The 19,889-nt window shown below is 55.3% G+C and carries 18 protein-coding genes; 8 read left to right on the top strand and 10 right to left on the bottom strand.

Translation table 11 applies throughout. From position 1 onward, the window contains the following. The first annotated feature begins 82 nt into the window (after positions 1-82). The 4 genes from BMW46_RS08910 (at position 83) to BMW46_RS08925 (ending at position 3,731) form a co-directional block, all read left to right on the top strand. Positions 83-1,066: a malate dehydrogenase gene (locus BMW46_RS08910; RefSeq protein WP_074707478.1), complete on the top strand. Its 984-nt coding sequence runs from the start codon at positions 83-85 to the stop codon at positions 1,064-1,066. Positions 1,067-1,095: 29 nt separating this feature from the next. Further along, the gene (prpB, locus tag BMW46_RS08915; RefSeq protein ID WP_074707480.1) at positions 1,096-1,995 is read left to right on the top strand and encodes a methylisocitrate lyase; all 900 of its coding nucleotides are present in this window, start codon (positions 1,096-1,098) and stop codon (positions 1,993-1,995) included. 8 nt (positions 1,996-2,003) lie between these two features. After that, positions 2,004-3,179: a bifunctional 2-methylcitrate synthase/citrate synthase gene (gene prpC / locus BMW46_RS08920; RefSeq protein ID WP_074707483.1), complete on the top strand. Its 1,176-nt coding sequence runs from the start codon at positions 2,004-2,006 to the stop codon at positions 3,177-3,179. A 300-nt stretch (positions 3,180-3,479) separates the two neighbouring features. Beyond that, positions 3,480-3,731 (top strand): hypothetical protein, encoded by a 252-nt coding sequence (locus BMW46_RS08925; RefSeq protein ID WP_074707485.1) that lies wholly within the window; start codon positions 3,480-3,482, stop codon positions 3,729-3,731. A 253-nt stretch (positions 3,732-3,984) separates the two neighbouring features. Here BMW46_RS08925 and BMW46_RS08930 read toward each other — a convergent pair whose 3' ends face one another. Both BMW46_RS08930 and BMW46_RS08935 read right to left on the bottom strand, forming a co-directional pair. After that, positions 3,985-4,650 carry a glycine zipper family protein gene (locus tag BMW46_RS08930; protein WP_074707952.1) on the bottom strand — a complete coding sequence of 222 codons (666 nt, stop codon included), beginning with the start codon at positions 4,648-4,650 and terminating at the stop codon, positions 3,985-3,987. Between the two features lie 11 nt (positions 4,651-4,661). Next, positions 4,662-5,153 carry a hypothetical protein gene (locus BMW46_RS08935; protein ID WP_074707488.1) on the bottom strand — a complete coding sequence of 164 codons (492 nt, stop codon included), beginning with the start codon at positions 5,151-5,153 and terminating at the stop codon, positions 4,662-4,664. 456 nt (positions 5,154-5,609) lie between these two features. Between BMW46_RS08935 and BMW46_RS08940 the strand changes: the two genes are divergently transcribed. Beyond that, entirely contained in the window at positions 5,610-7,061 is a 1,452-nt protein-coding gene (locus tag BMW46_RS08940; RefSeq protein ID WP_074707491.1) for a bifunctional 2-methylcitrate dehydratase/aconitate hydratase, read from the top strand. Here BMW46_RS08940 and BMW46_RS08945 read toward each other — a convergent pair. Then, positions 7,058-8,533, bottom strand: a complete 1,476-nt coding sequence (locus tag BMW46_RS08945; RefSeq protein ID WP_256377018.1) for a hypothetical protein — start codon at positions 8,531-8,533, stop codon at positions 7,058-7,060. The genes BMW46_RS08940 and BMW46_RS08945 overlap by 4 nt on opposite strands. Positions 8,534-8,573: 40 nt before the next feature. Then, a complete protein-coding gene (locus BMW46_RS08950) occupies positions 8,574-9,302 on the bottom strand; it encodes an esterase/lipase family protein (RefSeq protein ID WP_074707496.1) in 729 nt (242 codons plus the stop codon). Positions 9,303-9,745: 443 nt separating this feature from the next. Here BMW46_RS08950 and BMW46_RS08955 point away from each other — a divergent pair, with 443 nt between their 5' ends. Together BMW46_RS08955 and BMW46_RS08960 are read left to right on the top strand one after the other, a co-directional pair. Beyond that, positions 9,746-10,510 (top strand): SDR family oxidoreductase, encoded by a 765-nt coding sequence (locus BMW46_RS08955; RefSeq protein ID WP_218141779.1) that lies wholly within the window; start codon positions 9,746-9,748, stop codon positions 10,508-10,510. Positions 10,511-10,608: 98 nt separating this feature from the next. Continuing rightward, the gene (locus BMW46_RS08960; RefSeq protein ID WP_074707498.1) at positions 10,609-13,449 is read left to right on the top strand and encodes an aconitate hydratase; all 2,841 of its coding nucleotides are present in this window, start codon (positions 10,609-10,611) and stop codon (positions 13,447-13,449) included. 92 nt (positions 13,450-13,541) lie between these two features. Here the strand turns inward: BMW46_RS08960 and BMW46_RS08965 are convergent, their stop codons facing one another. Beyond that, positions 13,542-14,318, bottom strand: coding sequence for a Crp/Fnr family transcriptional regulator (locus tag BMW46_RS08965; RefSeq protein ID WP_074707501.1), 777 nt, complete (start codon positions 14,316-14,318; stop codon positions 13,542-13,544). A gap of 505 nt (positions 14,319-14,823) precedes the next feature. On the opposite strand from BMW46_RS08965, the gene BMW46_RS08970 reads away from it, so the two are divergent. Next, positions 14,824-15,438, top strand: coding sequence for a hypothetical protein (locus BMW46_RS08970; protein ID WP_143121442.1), 615 nt, complete (start codon positions 14,824-14,826; stop codon positions 15,436-15,438). Between the two features lie 90 nt (positions 15,439-15,528). Here the strand turns inward: BMW46_RS08970 and panC are convergent, their stop codons facing one another. The 5 genes from panC to pcnB all read right to left on the bottom strand — a co-directional run bounded on the left by panC (position 15,529) and on the right by pcnB (position 19,807). Continuing rightward, positions 15,529-16,368 (bottom strand): pantoate--beta-alanine ligase, encoded by an 840-nt coding sequence (gene panC, locus BMW46_RS08975; RefSeq protein WP_074707506.1) that lies wholly within the window; start codon positions 16,366-16,368, stop codon positions 15,529-15,531. A 13-nt stretch (positions 16,369-16,381) separates the two neighbouring features. Continuing rightward, positions 16,382-17,173, bottom strand: coding sequence for a 3-methyl-2-oxobutanoate hydroxymethyltransferase (panB, locus tag BMW46_RS08980; protein WP_074707508.1), 792 nt, complete (start codon positions 17,171-17,173; stop codon positions 16,382-16,384). A gap of 71 nt (positions 17,174-17,244) precedes the next feature. After that, the gene (locus BMW46_RS08985; protein ID WP_074707511.1) at positions 17,245-17,886 is read right to left on the bottom strand and encodes a deoxynucleoside kinase; all 642 of its coding nucleotides are present in this window, start codon (positions 17,884-17,886) and stop codon (positions 17,245-17,247) included. Then, positions 17,883-18,395: a 2-amino-4-hydroxy-6-hydroxymethyldihydropteridine diphosphokinase gene (folK, locus tag BMW46_RS08990; protein WP_074707513.1), complete on the bottom strand. Its 513-nt coding sequence runs from the start codon at positions 18,393-18,395 to the stop codon at positions 17,883-17,885. The genes BMW46_RS08985 and folK overlap by 4 nt, the downstream gene beginning before the upstream one ends. Further along, positions 18,392-19,807: a polynucleotide adenylyltransferase PcnB gene (pcnB, locus tag BMW46_RS08995; RefSeq protein WP_074707516.1), complete on the bottom strand. Its 1,416-nt coding sequence runs from the start codon at positions 19,805-19,807 to the stop codon at positions 18,392-18,394. Before pcnB ends, folK begins: the two co-directional genes overlap by 4 nt. Positions 19,808-19,889: the final 82 nt, after the last annotated feature.

The following is a 19,889-nucleotide window of genomic DNA, read 5'->3' on the forward strand; positions in this document are numbered from 1 at the left end:
TGTCTGGTCCGGCTCGTTACAGCCTGAAGGACGCAATGGAAAATTACTACTCGGTAGTATATCTACAGGAGCATAAGAAAAAATGAAGACTCCCATTCGTGTCGCCATAACCGGCGCCGCCGGCCAGATAGCTTACAGTCTCTTGTTTCGTATCGCGGCGGGCGACATGCTTGGCGAGGATCAGCCTGTCATTCTGCAATTGCTGGATATTCCTCAATCGTTGCCTTCCTTGAAAGGTGTTGTCATGGAACTGGACGACTGTGCCTTTCCATTACTGACAGGCATCACAATTACCGACGACCCCAAAACGGCTTTTCGCGACATAAATATCGCTATGCTGGTTGGTGCCCGCCCGCGCGTCAAGGGTATGGAACGCAAGGATCTGCTGGAAGCAAACGGTACGATATTCCGTGCGCAGGGGAAGGCGCTCGACGAGGTTGCCGGGCGCGATGTGAAAGTCCTAGTGGTGGGGAATCCTGCCAATACCAATGCCTATATCACGATGAAAAATGCGCCGAGCCTGAAGCCGAGCAACTTCTCGTCGATGATGCGGCTGGACCACAACCGCGCCGTGTTCCAGCTTGCCGCCAAGGTTGGCCACCCGGTTTCCAGTGTGAGAAAGATGATCGTATGGGGCAATCACTCCTCAGCCCAATATCCCGATTTGAGCCATGCCGAGGTGAACGGCTATAATGCCGCCGACCTCGTCAATGACACGGCATGGATAGAAACCGGTTTCATTCCTGTAATACAGAAGCGCGGCATGGAGGTGATCGAGGCGCGCGGTTCTTCGAGTGCGGCCAGCGCAGCAAACGCCGCAATATGCCACATGCGCGACTGGGTTTCCGGCACTCCCGAAGATGACTGGGTGTCCATGGGTATTCCTTCGGATGGAAGCTACGGCATCCCGGAAGGGGTTATCTATGGTTATCCGGTGACTTGCCAGAGCGGCGAATACAAGATCGTGCCCGACCTGGAAATAAGCGAGTTCAGCAGGATGAAGATGCAGGCGAGCTACCGGGAATTAATGGGAGAGCGAGAGTCGATAAAGCATCTGCTTGGATAAGCCGCACTCCCGTCTTCGTTTCTCCTTTCATGCCTGCCTCTGCCGGTTCCCGTTTTCGCGCAGCGCTTGACGCGGAAAAGCCCCTGCAGATCGCGGGCTGCATCAATGCATATGCCGCTCGCATGGCGGAGCGTGCCGGCTTCAGGGCACTGTATCTCTCGGGTGGGGGAGTGGCTGCGGCATCCCTCGGAGTACCCGATCTTGCCATTTCCACCCTTGATGATGTGCTGGTCGATGTACGGCGCATTACCGATATCACGGACCTGCCGTTGTTGGTGGACGCGGATACCGGTTTTGGCGGTGTTCTCAATATCGGCCGTACTGTGAAGTCATTGATAAAAGCCGGGGCCGCTGCGCTCCATATCGAAGATCAGGTGCAGATCAAGCGTTGCGGTCACCTTCCCGGCAAGGCTGTGGTCAGTGAAATGGAAATGGTGGAACGGATCGGCGCTGCGGTGGATGCAAGAATCGATCCCGCTTTCGTCATCATGGCGCGTACGGATGCACTCGCGGTGGAGGGACTGCAAGCCGCCATTGATCGGGCCTGTACTTATGTGGAGGCGGGTGCAGACATGATCTTCCCCGAGGCCGTGACTGACCTGCAAACCTACCGGCGGTTTGCGGCAGCGGTCAAGGTGCCCATTCTGGCCAACATCACGGAATTCGGCGCAACTCCCCTCTACACAGTCGAGGAGTTGGCCGGGGCAGATGTTTCCCTGGTGCTTTATCCACTTTCCGCATTTCGAGCCATGAGTGCCGCTGCGTTGAATGTATATCGAACAATACGCGCGGAAGGCTCGCAAAAAAGCGCGCTCCCGAGCATGCAGACCCGTGCCGAGTTGTATGAATTTCTCGACTACCATGCCTATGATGAGAAACTGAATCTTCTGTTCAAGCCCGAAAAACCGGAAGAACCTGAAAATGAATAAACCTGAAAATGAATAAACCTGATGGAAGCGCTGTGAGAATTGCGCCGAAGGCGAAGAAGTCTGTTGTGTTATCCGGGGTGCTGGCTGGCAATACGGCCATTTGCAGCGTCGGGCGGACAGGGAACGACCTGCATTATCGCGGCTATGACATTCTGGATATCGCGGAAAGCAGCGAATTTGAAGAAATTGCTTACCTGCTGGTGTACGAAAAGTTGCCGACGGTGGCCGAGCTCGCCGCCTACAAGGAGAAACTGGAAAAGCTGCGCGATCTGCCGGCCAAGGTAAAAACCCTGCTGGAGGCAATACCTGCAAGCGCTCATCCCATGGATGTGTTGCGTACCGGGGTTTCCGCACTGGGTACGGTGCTGCCGGAAGCAGAGATACACACAGTAGAGGGTGCGCGGGATATCGCAGACCGACTGCTGGCCTCCATGGGCTCCATGCTGCTGTACTGGTACCACTATTCGCATCACGACCGCCGCATCGGACTGGAATCAGATGACGATTCCATTGGCGGCCATTTTTTGCACCTCCTGCACGGCAAACCACCCCCCCAGTCCTGGGTAAAGGCAATGCATGCCTCCCTGATCCTGTATGCCGAGCATGAGTTCAATGCATCCACTTTTACCGCCCGGGTGATTGCAGGGACGGAATCGGATTTCTACTCTGCCATAACCGGTGCTATCGGTGCGTTGCGCGGCCGCAAACACGGAGGCGCCAATGAGGTTGCATTTGACATCCAGACACGCTATCGCAGCCCGGATGAGGCCGAGACAGACATCCGCGACCGAGTGGCGAACAAGGAGATCATCACTGGTTTCGGCCATCCCGTATATACCGCTGGCGACCCGCGCAATCGGGTAATTCGCGAAGTGGCAAGGAAACTGTCGGCCGAGGCAGGAGACATGCAGATGTTCAGCGTGGCCGAGCGGTTGGAAACGGTGATGTGGAGCATCAAGAAAATGTTCCCCAACTTGGACTGGTACTCTGCCGTGGGTTATCACATGATGGGGATCCCCATGGTCATGTTCACCCCGCTGTTTGCGATTGCCCGCACCAGCGGCTGGGCTGCCCACATCATCGAGCAGCGGATAGACGGAAAGATTATCCGCCCTTCGGCGAATTATATCGGGCCGGAAGAGCGGGAGTTTGTGCCGATTGAAGCGCGCGAGCAGAAATATTAGGCTCACGCGGGTCTTTTCGCTGCCCGGGTTTCAAGTTGTTGCGTAATTTCATCCTAACACCTTTACCACTTCCAGCACGGTAGCAGATTCCAGATTGTCCTCGTCCGACAGTAGCTTGTGATTTTGGGATGGTTGTCGCGGCATATTTTTAGCTTGTGTGAACCCAGGGTTGATATATTGCTGAAATCAAACCATTAACGCTGGTTCTTGCTGAATTTTACTGAAGAGTAATGGTTTGCCATTGATGATTCATATAATGACAGGATAAAAAGGCATCGGAGCGCAGGTCTGCTACGATCTTTGCAACAAATCATCTGCGCGCGTGCGAAGGAGCCAAGTGAAGTCCACCGGGCTATCGCCGAACGGGCACAGGCGCAAGAGGTACCTGTGCCCGGTCCCGGTTTGTTTCCCGGATGGGATTCAATTATCACCTACAATATCGATGCGCTGATGTCGGAAGCGCTCGTCGAGCAGAAAATACCGCACGCAGCCTGGACCATGAAGGGTGACAAGCCGCGCGGAATACTCGGGGCCATCACTATGCCCTGCTGAAATGGCCGCGAGACCGGAAAGGAAGAGAGCCGGGCAGGAGCGAGATCGCAGCCGAGTCCGCAAAGTATCTCGAGTTTAGTGTGCGGCCGGTTTGGTTCGATGATTTCGTCGAATTACGCGGGTTGATCCGGCAGTTGCAATGACGTGCACCGCGATTTGCACGATAACTATGCTGAAATCATTGGTGTCCTGTTCTATTAATAGGCGCCTCTGAATATCGACCAGTCCTCGGATTTTCCGGCTTTCTGCCATATTAGCGCCCGGGAGGTTGAACGCCCCTCAGTATCTTGCCTGGCGGTGGCGGTGGAGGAATGCCGGGCGGTGGCGGAGGGATGTTCACTGTTCCCTGCGGCGCGGGCGGCGGAGGTGGATAGGAAGAGGAAGAAGGCGGATAAGAAGGGGAGGTGTAACGACCTCCTGGATAGCTGTTCGTGACCTGGCCGTATACCGGCACTTGGTGTCCCTTGGCGTACATGCACTGCACATAGGCGGCGTCATAACGCTCCTGGGAAATCGAACCCGAGGCTCCTGCAGTACCGATGCCAGCCAGGCTTCCTGCCAACGCGCCGGTACCGGCTCCAATCGCTGCGCCGCGTCCACCTCCCAAGGCAGCACCGGCTGCAGCCCCAACTCCAGCCCCTACGGCGGCGCTTCCCACTCCGCTGGATATCGAAGCGCGGCTCGGCGTATTTCCTCCAACCTGATCAGAAGCAAACTGCCGGCAGAGGTAGTCGTCGTAGCGGAACTCGTCGAAGCTTCTTCCCGTGCCCGGCAGCGCCATCATGCTGGGACCCGTTGGCATACTGACACAGGCAGTGAGCGAAGCGAGCACGAGCAACGGGAGGGACAACTTCCGGGATAACTTCGCCCAGCGGACCTTATCTGAAACCAGGGATTTCTTGAATATGAATTGGATCATGACGGTTCCGTTCATTGACCAGGTTGGGGCGCTACCTGCAGCCAGCCTTCAGGACAATTTTTGACATAGGGATAATAGCCTTCGGGATTGCGGCAATAATGCCAGTAACTGGTCGCCGGCGGCTGGGGTTGGGATTGGATCACCGGTGGCTGCTGGATGTAAACAGGGGGCTGTGCGGGCGCTACAACCACTGGCGCCACAGGGGGATACGCATACCCGGGGGTGTAGCCATACCAGGGGGAAAACCCGTAAGCAGGGTAACCGTAGGGCGCGTAACCATACGCCGGCCCGTAGCGGTAATAAGGCGAATAGTAAGGTCCTCTGCCGTAGTAACCCAGGCCGTAACCGCCCAATACTCCCAATCCGAAAGCCAATCCGGGGCCGTGCCAATGGCCACCGTGGTGGCCCCCGTGATGGTGACCTCCGTGGTGACCTCCCCCGCCTGCCCATGCCGCCGGTGCGAGTAAGATGAGGAAAGCGTACATGAATCCCATTTTTTTCATGCCAGTCTCCACTTTACGATTCCAGCCATTGAAATTACTCCTCCCTTTCCATGTATGATTTGGACCGTCCCGTGAGCAAAAAAAATTCTGGCTGGATCGATGTTAATACGGATATAACGCATCACCGGCGCTTTGGTTGTCATACTTGAATAATCCCCTGACAAGCTTGGGTCTCCTTCTTTCGAAGCAAGAACAGTAGAGCTTCGAGCCCATGATGCGGGTAGTAACGGCGTGCTTCGCGTTCAATCGAAATAGAGAGGGTTTCCCGCTTTCGCGGGCATGACGGCATCTTGATCAACCGATGCTGGGAGCCCTTCAGTTTTGGTCTTGACTGCTAATTTATTCCGGACAGAAGGGCGCTTTTGCTGGAAAGACGGTGTCAAGAAGGAAGAACAGCTTCTTCTTTCGCCGCACGGACTCTCCCTTGTTGGGGTGCAGGCTCTATAATATGCACCCATGTCATTCGCGTCCTCCAATGTCCGCCCCCAACCTGACCAGGTTCTGGTCGACATTGCAGATTACGTGGTGGAACGGGATATTCAAAGCGATCTGGCTTACGTTACCGCGCGTCACTGCTTGATGGACTCTCTGGGGTGCGCCATGGAAGCGCTTACATATCCGGCCTGCACCAAGCTGCTTGGCCCGCTCGTGTCCGGCACTGCCCAGTCTGAGGGCGGCGCGAGGATTCCGGGTACGCGGTTTCAGCTCGGTCCGGTGGAAGCGGCCTTCAATATCGGCACGATGATTCGTTGGCTCGATTTCAACGATACATGGCTGGCTGCGGAATGGGGTCATCCATCCGATAATCTTGGCGCCATATTGGCTGTAGCCGACTGGCTTGCGCGCAGTGCCACGAGCGGGAGGCGGCGGCCGCTCATGCGCGATGTGTTGACCGCGATGATAAAAGCATACGAGATTCAGGGTTGCCTCGCTTTGGAAAACAGCTTCAACAAGGTGGGGCTAGATCATGTGGTGCTGGTTAAAGTCGCATCAACAGCTGTCATCACGCATCTGTTGGGCGGCAGCCGCGACCAGATCATCGATGCGCTTTCTCAGGCATGGGTGGATGGACAGGCGCTGCGCACGTATCGTCATGCGCCCAACACCGGGTCGCGCAAATCCTGGGCCGCGGGGGATGCTACCAGCCGCGCAGTATGGCTCGCGCTGATCACACTCAAGGGGGAGACAGGCTACCCTTCAGCACTTACCGCGAAAACCTGGGGATTCTACGACGTGCTGTTCAAGGGAGAACCTTTCAAATTCCAGAGGCCCCCCGAGCGATGGCATTCCTATGTGGTGGAAAATGTGCTGCTCAAGATTTCGTTCCCCGCCGAATTCCACTCCCAGACGGCGGCGGAGTGTGCGATGCAACTACACGCGCGGGTGAAGGACCGGATTGCAGATATCCGGAAAATAACGATCCGTACCCACGAAGCCGCGATTCGTATCATCGACAAGAAGGGGCCGCTCAGCAGTCCAGCCGACCGGGACCATTGCATGCAGTATATCGTTGCGGTGCCGCTTATTTTCGGCAGGCTTACCTCTGCCGATTATGAGGACGCCGTGGCCGTCGATCCGCGCATCGATGAGTTGCGGAACAAGATAATTTGCGTCGAGGACCCGCAGTTCACGAAGGATTATTACGATCCCGAAAAACGCTCCATCGCAAACGGTCTTACCCTGGAATTCAAGGACGACAGTAAACTGGAGGAAGTGGTGGTGGAGTATCCCATCGGCCACAGGCTGCGCCGAAGCGAAGGCATTCCACTGCTGGAAGAAAAGTTCAGAATCAATCTTGCGCGTCGCTTCCCGGTCCACCAGTGCGAGGCAATTATGAATGCCTGTCATGATCAAAGCAGGCTGGAAGCGATGCCGGTTCACGAGTTTATCGATCTGTTCGTGGTCTAGGCATTCCCGGTTTTGACGTCCGAATATGCACCGGGACAGGCTCGCTTGGCAGGATCATGACAGCTTTCCTGCTGGGAAGAGTTTGTATTCAGCAGTATCCGGAGAGTATTGAGCCTCAATTTCCACGAAGCGACGGTTGCCGTGTCTGCCGACAAGGCACTCAGCAATTGTTCCACCCCGTCGCTATGTGAGGCGGCGCAGGTGGAGAAGAAACAGTGAAGCTCCTCACTGTTCGTGATGCCTGTTCGCTGCGCGAAACCGGGATAATCTTCACGCAGATGAGAAGCCAGCCAGGCCTGATCGATCCATTGCTTCAACTGGCTATAGCTGAAGCAGGTGCGTATCGCGAGATCCACAGGGTCAGCATTGCTGAGGTTTTCGATATTATCGAATCCTTCCCGTTCCAGTCTCAATTCGTGCGAGTAGCTCATTCCTGCCAGCATGGAAAGCGGCAGCGCGCGGTAGCTCATGGCGGGGATGATTCCTCTGGTCAGTTTAATGACGATCCGCTCAATTCCGAGTGCAGTCCGTTTCGGATAGAAACCGAGAAAGAAAGCAACAAGAGGCAGGAGGCTCAATCTGGCAGGGAACGGGACTTCCTGTTTCGAAAGCAGTTTTTCGTCATTGCCTGATCTTTCAGGAGATGCGGTTTCTCCGGGTTCCTCACCGGTAGAAGGCCTTGGGGGTGTGGGTGGCGCGGGTGTCGTGGCATTCACGTCGGAGGGTACAGCGGTTGAGGGCGCAGCAGTTGAGGATGCATTCACATCGAGTTCGTGTGGCAGGAGCAGATCGAACGCAAAGGAGAGCACCAGCGCCAGCAGGCTTGCGACGATCATGCGGATAGCGCCATCGACAAACGTATTGGAAGTCAGGTCCATCGTGAAGTAGGCACGGACGACAGAGCCGATGAAATAGACGTAAGCGCCAAGGAATCCGAACTGGAAAGCCGTCAGGTTGCGGACGAGGTGGGAATAATAGGAACTGTTATCCGTTTCATATAGTTCCATGAAGGGGCCCATCATCAACATGTTCGCCCCGAGACCAAAATCCACGCCAAGTTCCGCGGACGAGGAAACGGGCTTGAACAGCAGTAGAATGGAGCTACCAAGCAGCACGACGACCGTAGTCAGCCAGACGCTTCCCCTGTAAGTGCCAAAGGAAGCCCGGCGTCCCATCCGCTGACGGATTTCGCTGCGCCGCTCAGGTGGAACGTCGCGGTACAAACGGCGTTCCTTGCGGTTCGCCATCTTCATCATGTAGCTCAGGGCGAGCGATGGCACAACCAGAACCGCCACCAGGGTCATGATAAGGTTGTACTGGAAGAAGATCGGGTCAAACCAGTGCGCGACTGCGCGGAAATCGCGGTACGCAGCTGCACCTGGCCCCGGCGTTGTCCCAAACGCGGATTCCAGTCCCAAGCTCGCGATGAAGATCGTTGGTACCGCAAATACCAGCCAATCGTACCAGTGCATGTCCCATTTTTTGCTCTCGTTCGGATCCATACACGTCTTTTCAACTTTCCTTACCTTCTGCCGCAGCGATTGCTTGATGCGCAGCCTCGATCCAGAATTGGCGATGATTGAAAGGCCGCGCGGATTGCCTGTCTGGCAAGGCCAGACTCCAGCCCAGAAGCTCGATATGGTCGGCGCGCAGTGTTCCCCGAAATTTTCCCCATCCGGCAGAGGCCACGGGAACCATGCCGTCGTTGTCTTCCCGCATTACCTTGCCATAGGGCCGAAGCCAGAAAGGGAGTTCCTCCAAAGGGCGGCAGCTTGCATAGGAGGAATAGGCTGCATCCGGCCTATCCGGGATCTGCATCGTTTCGCACGCGACGGGAGTCAGTTCGGCGAGCGCCGGAGTGCCAATATGTCGAATCCAGGCAGGAACAGGTCCTTTGGCTTCGAGGAACCATTGTGCCAGGGGCGAACCGCGATGCGGAGTGGAAACAGTAAGCAGGCTTTTTACGCGCCGGTCCGGATCGAGGTGGCTGATGAGATATCGGGCATCGAGCCCACCCATACTATGGGCGACCAGGGCAAAAACTGGCGCGCGTCCGCGGAAAAGTTTATTTGCGAGTGTTTCCGCACGTTCCGCTATGGTTCCAGCGCCAGGGACTTCCGGTATAAGGGGCTTGATATTTTTGCGGACTAATGCCTTTTCCACGCCGCGAAATTGTTCTATGGGCCCCCACCGCGAGAAGCCGAGAAAGCCGTGCAACAGCACCACCGTTGGGGTTGACATGTAACGAGGCTCGCAGTAAATGAACTCATCCAATGAGGCGCACAGTCGCGTTGCTGCCCGCGTCTGTCAACTTATCGCGTCACGATATGTGGCAACGATATCCTTCTACCTGATTTCCTATTATAGGATATTCCGCATTCTGCGTCGGCCTGTATTTATGCAACCAACATGACGTGATCTCGCCGGTCTCATCGACCCTGGATATTTTGTTGACATGCCTGCCCAGTCTGATCCGGAGACACGGTTTTACCGGTGCAAGTAAATCCACAATGACATGTTCAGTCACTTCCCAAGGGGAATATAATTTGATGAGGGAATTAAGCTCCAATCGGAAGCCGGATCGGGACGAGGAGTGGTCCCGGATTGTACCTTGGAGTTCTGAACGTGATTCCGACCGCCGTGCTGTTCGCTTTGAGCGACTGTATTGAACGAGGAGCCGCAAAATGAAAATGGCATACGAGATCAGTGGAAAGACCGCTCTTGTGACAGGAGCAAATCGTGGAATAGGCAAGGCGATTGTCGATGCGCTGCTGCATCACGGTGCGATGAAAGTCTATGCAGCGGTGCGCAACCCCGATTCCGTCAATCCGCTGGTAGAGCGCTTTGGCGATAGAGTGATTTCGGTTCATCTGGATTTGACCATGCCGGAAAGCATTGCAGCATTGACTGACAGAGCCCCGGATGTTCAGGTGGTGGTCAACAATGCGGCGGTTTTCAAGACCTCCACCCCGCTGGATGCCGGTGCAATAGACGCGCTTGAGACGGCAATGAAGATCAATGTGTACGGACTCATTCGCATGGCTCAAACCTTCGCCCCCATTCTCGCAAAAAACGGAGGAGGCGCATTCGTCCAGCTCAATTCAGTTGCATCCTTGAAGTGCGCTTCAAATTTTGCGACGCATTCGGCATCCAAGGCCGCTGCCTACTCCATTACCCAGGCATTGCGCGAGATGCTGGCACGGCAGGGTACGGCGGTACTGAGTGTACATCCTGGTCTGATCGCAACCGACATGAGCAGCACTGCCGGATTGGCAGGTACCGCCGCGCCTCCCTCTGTCGTTGCAGAAGGTATAATCGCTGCGCTGCGATCAGGGGATTTTCACCTTTTTCCCGACCCTATGGCTCAACGTATCGGAAATGCGTACCGGAATTTTTCTGAAAATGTCATTGAAGCGGACATTGAAGAGTACAGGGCGGAAGAGCAATAAGTGCCGGCGGACGCAATCCGGGCAGGATCCGTCTGGCAAGATCGATATTCATGAGGGCGGCATCATGAAGATGCAGAAATTTTTCAAGGAGTGCATTTATGGCCCATAACCTGTTCAATACCCTGAAAGAGCTTTCGCTGCCTACGGGCAAAAAGGCAAAGTATTATTCGCTGCCCGCACTGGAGGCAGCGGGCCTCGGTCGAATCTCCCGGCTCCCTGTCTCCATTCGTATTGTGCTGGAGTCCGTCCTGCGCAATTGTGACAACAGGAAGGTGACGGAGGCGCATGTAAAAAGATTGGCCGATTGGCAGTCGACCGCACCCAGACTGGATGAGATTCCATTTGTTGTATCCCGTATCGTGCTGCAGGACTTTACCGGAGTGCCCCTATTGGTCGATCTGGCTGCAATGCGCAGCACTGCAAAAAAAATGGGCAAGGATCCCGAGATGGTCGAACCCCTGGTGCCGGTTGATCTGGTGGTCGATCATTCGGTGCAAGTCGATTACTACGGCACTGATGACGCGCTCAAGCTCAATATGGAAATGGAGTTTCACCGCAATCGGGAGCGTTACCAGTTCATAAAATGGGGCATGCAGGCCTTCGATACTTTCAAGGTTGTTCCGCCTGGTATCGGCATCGTGCATCAGGTCAATCTCGAGTATCTCGCGCGGGGAGTGCATGAAAAAGAGGGCCTTCTTTATCCCGACACCCTCGTAGGCACGGATTCACATACCACCATGATCAATGGAATAGGCGTGGTTGGTTGGGGTGTTGGCGGGATCGAGGCTGAGGCGGGCATGCTAGGGCAGCCGGTCTATTTTCTGACTCCTGATGTTGTCGGGGTGAACCTCACAGGAAAGCTTTCCACAGGTGTCACGGCAACGGATCTGGTGCTGACGGTTACTGAACTCCTGCGTAAATCGGGGGTGGTGGGCAAATTCGTGGAATTTTTCGGCGAGGGGACCGTGTCGCTTACGGTTCCCGACCGCGCCACCATCGGAAATATGGCGCCTGAATATGGCGCCACCATGGGTTTTTTCCCGGTCGATGACGCTACTGTGGAATATTTCCGTGGAACCGGGCGAAGCGAAGAAGAGATCGCGGCCTTCCAGTCTTATTTCAAGGCGCAGGAGTTGTACGGGGTTCCACGCAAGGGCGAGATCGACTACACGCGCGAGCTGGAGCTTGACCTCTCTACCGTCAAGCCTTCTCTCGCCGGACCGAGACGCCCCCAGGATCGTATCGAGCTTGACGATGTCAAGACCCGTTTCACAGAACTCTTTTCACGGCCTGTCATGCAGGGAGGTTACGGCAGGGATGCTGCCGCACTGAAACTTCGCTACAAGGTACATGGCAGCGAAGAGTCTGAGACCGGCGCAGAGGTGGCCGACAGCGCCAGCGCAGAGCGGAATACGGCAGCCGTGAGACCGGGGACTGAAAGAAACATCACGGAAATGGTCAATAACAGACCTATCCTGGCTCCGGCTGAAGCCCCTGTGTATGGCGCAAACGGCCTCTTCGACCTGGCGCACGCAGATATTCTGATTGCGGCCATTACATCCTGCACCAACACCTCCAACCCCAGCGTACTGCTTGCCGCTGGCCTGCTGGCAAAGAAGGCGGTGGAAAAAGGGTTGTCGGTAAAGTGTCACATCAAGACATCGCTTGCACCCGGGTCACGTGTCGTGACGGAATATCTTCGGGAAACAGGCCTCTTGCCCTATCTCGATAAGCTGGGCTTCAATCTTGCCGGTTATGGCTGTACCACATGCATCGGCAACTCGGGCCCGTTGTCCGTGCCGATTGAAGAAACGGTGGTATCCAATGATCTGGTTTGCGCAGCGGTCCTCTCCGGCAATCGCAATTTCGAGGCTAGAATTCACCCGAACATTCGTGCGAACTTCCTTGCTTCGCCACCTCTGGTAGTTGCTTATGCTCTCGCGGGGACCATGCTCAAGGATCTGACAGCCGACCCGCTCGGATATGGCGAGAATGGTCAGCCGGTATGGCTGGCTGATATCTGGCCGCGTGATGATGAAATCCAGAGCCTGATGAAGTTTGCAGCAAACGGGGAAACATTCCGCAGGCTCTACAGCAATCTTACACAGGATCATCCGTTATGGAACGATATATCCTCTGTTTCAGGGGAAGTCTATGACTGGCCGAAATCGACCTATATAGCAGAACCTCCATTTTTCCAGGATTTCTCGCTGCAGCCCCGCCCGCATAATGAGATCCGGAGTGCGCGGGCCCTCGCCATCTTCGGCGATTCGGTGACCACCGATCACATCAGTCCTGCCGGCAGTATCAAGGATACCTCTCCCGCGGGAAAATACCTGCTTGCGAGTGGTGTATCCAAGCCTGATTTCAATAGCTACGGCGCGCGTCGCGGCAATCACGAGGTCATGATGCGCGGGACATTCGCCAACGTGCGCATCAAAAACCTGATGATTCCCGGCAGCGAAGGAGGTATAACGCTGCATCAGCCGGACGGGGAGCAGATGAGCATCTACGATGCCGCCATGCGCTATATCGCAGACGACATTCCCACCGTGATATTCGGGGGAGAAGAATATGGCAGCGGATCGAGCCGCGACTGGGCGGCAAAGGGAACACAGCTACTGGGGGTCAAGGCAGTGATTGCGAAAAGCTTCGAACGCATCCATCGCAGCAACCTGATTGGCATGGGCGTGCTACCGCTACAGTTCAAAGGCGACGACAGCGTGGAATCGCTCGGTATTCAGGGAAATGAAGCGTTCGACATCGAGGGACTGAGCAGCATCCGCCCCCAGCAGGATGTAACGCTTGTTGTACGTGACAATACCGGCTCACGCCGGGAAATCGACCTGCTGTGCAGGATAGATACCGGTATAGAGATCGACTACTACCAGCATGGGGGTATATTGCCTTATGTTCTTCGCGAGCTCATGAAGGCGTGAATGCAAAAAACGCGACGGCAAGGCCGGGTGACTCGGCTCGAACGCGGGTCGGGGAGGAAAACCTGTTCTTGCCGAGCAACCCGGGGCTCTCCTCAGCTTACTGGCCACAACTCCTCGCTTGTATCCTTCCTTGTGGAAGTTTGAGCAGGCTCGGCCATGGGGTGGTTCCATAGCAGCCGGTCATACTCGTCATTTACCACGGAATAGCATTCACATACGGAATCTTCCAGTTCTTCACGATCCATTACGGCTATATGCCCGCGGCTATACTGTATTGCACCGACCGTTTGCAGCTTGAGCGCGGCCTGCGTCACGCTCTCCCGCCGCACTCCCAGCATGACGGCAATCTGCTCGTGTGTCATTTGCAGTTCATGGCCGGGCAACCGGTCGAGGTTCATCAAAAGGAAGCGGCACAACTGCTGCTCTATGTTATGGTGCCGGTTGCAAACCGCATTCTGCGCCGTCTGGGTCATCAATGCCTGCGTGAAGCGCAATACCAGATACTGTAATTTTCCCTGCCGCTCGAATTCTTTTTTCAGTACGCTGGTTTTCATGCGGTAGCCACTGCCCGCACTTTGTACCACGACGCCGGCAGGCGTACTGGCGCCCCCCAGCAATGACGAGATCCCTGTCAGCCCCTCGTTGCCAATGATTGAAAGACGTACCGATGCGCCGCTTTCCACGCTGTAAAGGGGTGCGACGATGCTTGTGGTAGGAAAATATGAATGAGTAATAATCGCTCCCGGTTCATGAATTGTTTGTCCCACTGGCATGGGCATGAATTCAAGATAAGGGAGCAGTCTCGCGTAGTCCCCAGGTGGCAGGGCGGCAAGAAGTCGGTTTTGCTTCGGGCTGTGTGGTGAAAGCATAACAATATTCCTCCTCATGTCAGGCTGTATCGCCAGAATATGGCCTCATGTGTCTGTTGAGACGCTGTCCGGCGCGGGCGAACCGTTATCGGTATTCTTTGCGGATTTCTCTTTTCGAGCTGGATCGGTAACAGCCCCTGCCTCATTTTCAGCAGGTGCAAACCGATGTACGGTATCACCGTGAATACAAGCAGTTATCGTGCCAGTATAAGAAGAAGCATTAAAACAAAGACTTATGTTGAAAGCTGAGGAATAAAACCCTGATTGCATTGTTGCTTGTCGGCAACAGGCCTCTATTGCTTGAGAGTAACTCCCTGATTCTTCGGAGTTACTTGATGTCTCCAAACAGAGACGTAAAAAAGATGTTTTGAATCAATCACTTTCTTACATACCCCTCTCGGATAAATCAACGGCGTGCGAGAGTGTGAAGTAGTATAGTAAGAGTATGATATGGATGCTTATCTCGATATTGACGAAGATCAACAATGAAGTTTATGGAAGAAAAATGGGTATCACTCTCGTCAGGCGCGCAATAGTCCTGATCAGTCTGGTCGGTGATTTGGCCGGCTGCACCGTTTTCTCTCCTCGCTATCAGATCACCCATCGTTACGAACCGCCAACTGATCCGGCAGGCATCGTTTGTCTTGAAAAATGCATGCAAAAGCTGGAGATGTGCCAGCAAAACTGTCAATCGACATATCAGGCCTGCCTGAAGCGCATCGAACCCCTGGCGGAAGAGAGATATAGAAAAGCAGCCGAGCGTTATGACGATGAGCTTGATACATATCGTCGGCGGATGCAGTTCGGATACCCTGGCTGGGGACGCACCACGCTGGGCTGGGGGTGGGGGGGATACCCATGGGGTTGGGGTGGCTATCCCGGGGGGTGGGGTTCTCCATGGGGCTGGGGAGGAGGGCCTTATTATGGCTTGGGCTACTCGTCTCCTTTTTTCTACCAACCGCCTCCCCTCAGGCCGAATCGTATGCGGGAATTTGATCGGCTGCGCTACCAGCAGTGTGAAGTGGAATGCGGTTGTCAGTCGGTGCAGGATGCCTGTTTTCTAGGCTGCGGTGGCAGGAAAATCATAGAAGAGAGATGTATAGCAAACTGTCCAAAGTGAAAAAGCTGCCTCGGGTGGGGCAGAGCTTTCAAGGACTGGCAAAGCAGGGGTATGGCGGGAAGAGTTGGAGGCTGCAGGCTTTCATAGCCTCTATTTCTTTTTCGGGATGATTTCGAGGTTATCGATCAGCCGGGTTTCACCCAGGCGGGCTGCTCCCAGCACCACCATATTCCCATCTCTGGGCTGGGCTGCTGCCAAGGTATCTCTCTCGCGTATCGAGATGTAATCGACGTTCCAGCCGTGGGAGGTAAGAATTTTCCTCGCGTTTTCCTCCAGTCCGGCAAAATTGCGATAGCCGCCTTCTATCTCCCGCTTCACTTGCGATAGCACCTGATACAGCCGGATTGCCTCGGCGCGCTCCTCATCACGAAGGTAGCGGTTACGCGAGCTCAATGCCAGATTGTCCGAGGCGCGAACTGTTTCCCCGGCAACGATCTCTAGGGGTAAATTAAACTGCCGCACCAGTTCGCGGACGATATGCAACTGCTGATAATCCTTTTTTCCGAACACCGCGGTCTGCGGCTGCACGATATTGAAGAGCTTTAGCACGACAGTTGCCACGCCCCGAAAAAAGCCGGGACGGTACTTCCCTTCCAGCATGTTTGCGATGGGGGAGGGTTCCACCGTGAATTCTTGTGGGGCGGGATAAAGCGTTTTTTCTTCCGGTGCGAACACGATGTGAACGCCCTGCTCTTCGAGAAGTACGCAGTCCTGCTCCAGCGTGCGGGGATATCGATCAAAATCCTCGGTGGGGGCAAACTGCAGGCGATTTACAAAAATACTTGCGACTACGCATTCCCGATGTCGCCGGGCGGCCCGAATCAGGGACAAGTGTCCCTCGTGCAATCCGCCCATCGTCGGCACGAAGGCGATGGAGGATTCGTGCCCGAGGCGGATTCGTAGCGGTGAAATATCCGTGATGACGTCCAACTCGGATCAATAGTCAGAATGTATGCTCGGGGCCAGGGAACTCCCCGGTTTTGACCGCTCTGGTATAGTTTTGCACAGCCTCCTCGATGCTGCCCGCGCCCATGAGGAAATTCTTCATGAACCTGGCCTTTTTGCCTGAATAAATGCCCAGCATGTCGTACAGCACCAATACCTGCGCCGAACAATCCTTGCCGGCGCCGATACCGATGGTAGGTATGGAGAGCGTTCGGGTAACCTGCGCTGCAAGGGCGGCAGGGACGACTTCCATCAAAAGCATTCCTGCTCCGGCCTGTTCGAGCGCTACCGCATCCTCCAGCAACTGCTCGGCTTCATAGTCGGTCTTTCCCTGCACCTTGTAGCCCCCCAACTGGTTTACCGACTGGGGCGTGAGACCGATGTGCGCGCAGACGGGGATGCCCCGCTGCGTCAGGAACTCCACGGTTTCGGCCATGACGGAACCGCCTTCGATCTTGACCATGTTGGCGCCTGCCGCCATGAGCTCGGCCGCATTGCGGAAGGTTTCTTCCGGACTCACCTGCGAGGTGCCGAAAGGCATATCCGTCATGATGAAAGCCGTGCTTGAGCCGCGTTTCACGCAAAGTGTATGGTAGATCATGTCATCCAGAGTAACCGGTAGGGTAGTCTCTTCACCCTGGATCACATTTCCCAGTGAATCCCCCACCAGCAGGATATCGACGCCTGCTCTTTCCAGCAGTGCCGCAAAACTTGCGTCATAGCAGGTGACGATGGCAATTTTCTCTCCATCATCCCGCATTTTTTGAAAAACATCTTGCGTGATACGCATGGTTCAGCTCCTGGTTGCGTGTATCGGATAAGTTATCCAACCCATTTTCGGGTTTCTGTTTTCCGGTTTGCTCATCTTCCGAAATTGAAATATTCCCTCGAGCCGTGCATTTGTTCGACCTGCCTCAGCAGTAATGCAAAATCTTCTTCGCTATCAACGAAATTGAGATGTTCGCTGTTGATGATCAGAAGTGGCGCATCCTCATAGTGATGGAAGAAGCGCGCATAACTATCGGCTAATCGCCACAAATACGTTTCGGAAATGTTTTGTTCATAGGAACTGCCGCGGCGCTTCACCCGCTCCACCAGCGTGGCGGGTGAGGCTTGCAGATAGATCACGAGGTCGGGGGTGAAAGCTTCGGGTTGCAGATGGCGATAGATTTTTCGGTACAGATCGTATTCTGCATTGTTGAGCGTCAGTCCCGCAAACAGCGGGTCCTTATCCAGCAGAAAGTCGCTTATGGTCGTTTTCGTAAACAGGTCGATCTGCGTCAGATCCTGCAACTGGTTGGCGCGCTGAAACAGAAAAAACAGTTGGGTAGGGAGCGCATATCGGCGGATATCCTCGTAGAACTTGCCGAGAAACGGATTTTCCTCGGGTTTTTCCAGCAGGAGCTGTCCACCCGCATACTCTGCCATTCGTCGCGCCAGGCTGGTTTTTCCCACGCCGATCGGGCCCTCCACCGCGATGTGGCGATATTCTTCAAGTTTCACGTGTCCAGCTCGCGTTCCAGCCGCTGTCCTTTACAGGCAGCAAGCAATTCCCTTATGTTATCGTGTCCCGGTATGCTGCTGATCGACGCAATTTCGAGCAGAGGCTGCAATACGAATGCCCGTTCGTGCATCCTCGGATGAGGCAGAATCAGGCTATCCTCATCCAGTTGCAGGTCATCATACAGCAGCAAGTCGAGATCAAGTGTACGCGGCGCATTGAGATACTCGCGCATCCGCCCATGCTTTTGCTCGATCCCGAGCAGGGCTCGCAGCAGATCCTGGGGTGGCAAGGCGGTTTCGATATGCGCGACTGCGTTGATGAAATCAGGCTGATCGAGGCGTCCAATCGGTGCACTGCGGTAGAGCGAAGAATGCGCCAGCAAGCGTGTAAAAGGAAGCTCACCTAGTTCTTCAAACGCTTTTTGCACATGCGCTACAGGTTCATTCAGATTGCTACCCAATCCGATATACGCATGCGAGGCGATTCGACCGTCGTCAGCCCCGTTCATGGGGCAAACCCATCCTGCTTCCCGGATACTACGCGGTCGCTCTCTCCCGCAGGGGGAGTGCCCGATTTTTTACGACCACGGTTTCTCCTGCGTCTCTTCTGGCTCTCATCGCTGATCAGCATGGCTTCACGTTCGCGGGAACCTGCATGCTGGAATGCTTCCCACCATTTGCCCAGTTCCTCATCCACTTCGCCGCTTTCGCAACGCAATAGCATGAAGTCGTAGGCAGCGCGAAAACGGGGATTTTCAAGGAGCCGGAACGGTCTGCTCCCTGAGCGGTGGGCAAAGCGCGGCTGCATCATCCAGATTTCCTTCATAATGGCATCGTACCTGCGCGGAATTGCCAGGTTCTTGTCTTGTACCGCCAGCACGTCGCTCATTGCCAGGTGCAAGGCGGGAACCGGTCTTTCCCCTGTCGCCTGGTAAGCGTTCCAGGATGCGAGCACTTCGTGCCATAACAGGGCAGCAAACAGGAATCCCGGCGATACAGGCTTTTCCTGCCGCACGCGCTCATCGGTATTTTTGAGCGCGAGCGTGATAAAGTGCTCGCCCAGCGGTTGTTCCCGTATCACATCCAGCATGGGAAGCAGGCCGTGATGCAATCCGCGTTTCTGCAAATCTGTCACGCAGGCCAGCGCATGGCCGGATAGCAGCAATTTCAGCATTTCATCGAACAGCCGCGAGGGCGGCACATGCAGCAACAGGGGCGCCAGTTCGCTGATAGGCGCGGCCGTGGCGGCATCGATTTCCATGCCGAGCTTGGCGCCCAGTCGTACCACCCGCAGCATACGCACGGGATCTTCGCGGTACCTCCGCACCGGATCTCCAATGATGCGCAGGCGTCGTGCCTTCAGGTCCTCATAGCCGTTCAGATAGTCCCAGATTTCCTCGTGGACGGGATCGAAGAACAGCGCATTCACGGTGAAATCCCGCCGTCTCGCATCCTCCTCCTGACTGCCGAATACGTTATCGCGCAAGAGGCGTCCATGTTCGTCCGCATGCTCATCAGCACTCAGCCCGCCTGTCTCTCCGGATGGGCCGCCGCGGAAAGTCGAAACCTCCACGGTTTCCGCTCCCCACATGACATGCACCAGCCGGAAACGGCGGCCAATGATACGCGAGCGGCGGAAAACAGCGCGTACTTCCTCCGGTGTGGCATTCGTGGCAACGTCAAAATCCTTCGGCTTCAATCCCAGCACCAAGTCGCGTGCGGCCCCGCCTACAATGAAAGCGGAATATCCCGCTTCCTGCAGACCTGAGGTAACTTTGAGCGCACCGGAGCTGATGTGATCGCGCCTGATGCCGTGCTGGTCGCGCGTAATGATATGCGGCTTCGTGGAGGAAGTGCGGGCGGAAGGGATGGAAGCGGATGTATTGCGGTTGAAGACGCGATCGATAAGTTTACGAATCATTGTGAATACAGATGAACAAGCTGCGGGATTCCGTCATCCCGCACGGCGAACTCATCCAAAAGGGGAAGATCAGGTGAGGGCA

It is taken from the genome of Nitrosospira multiformis, from assembly GCF_900111585.1.
GTDB lineage: Bacteria > Pseudomonadota > Gammaproteobacteria > Burkholderiales > Nitrosomonadaceae > Nitrosospira > Nitrosospira multiformis_B.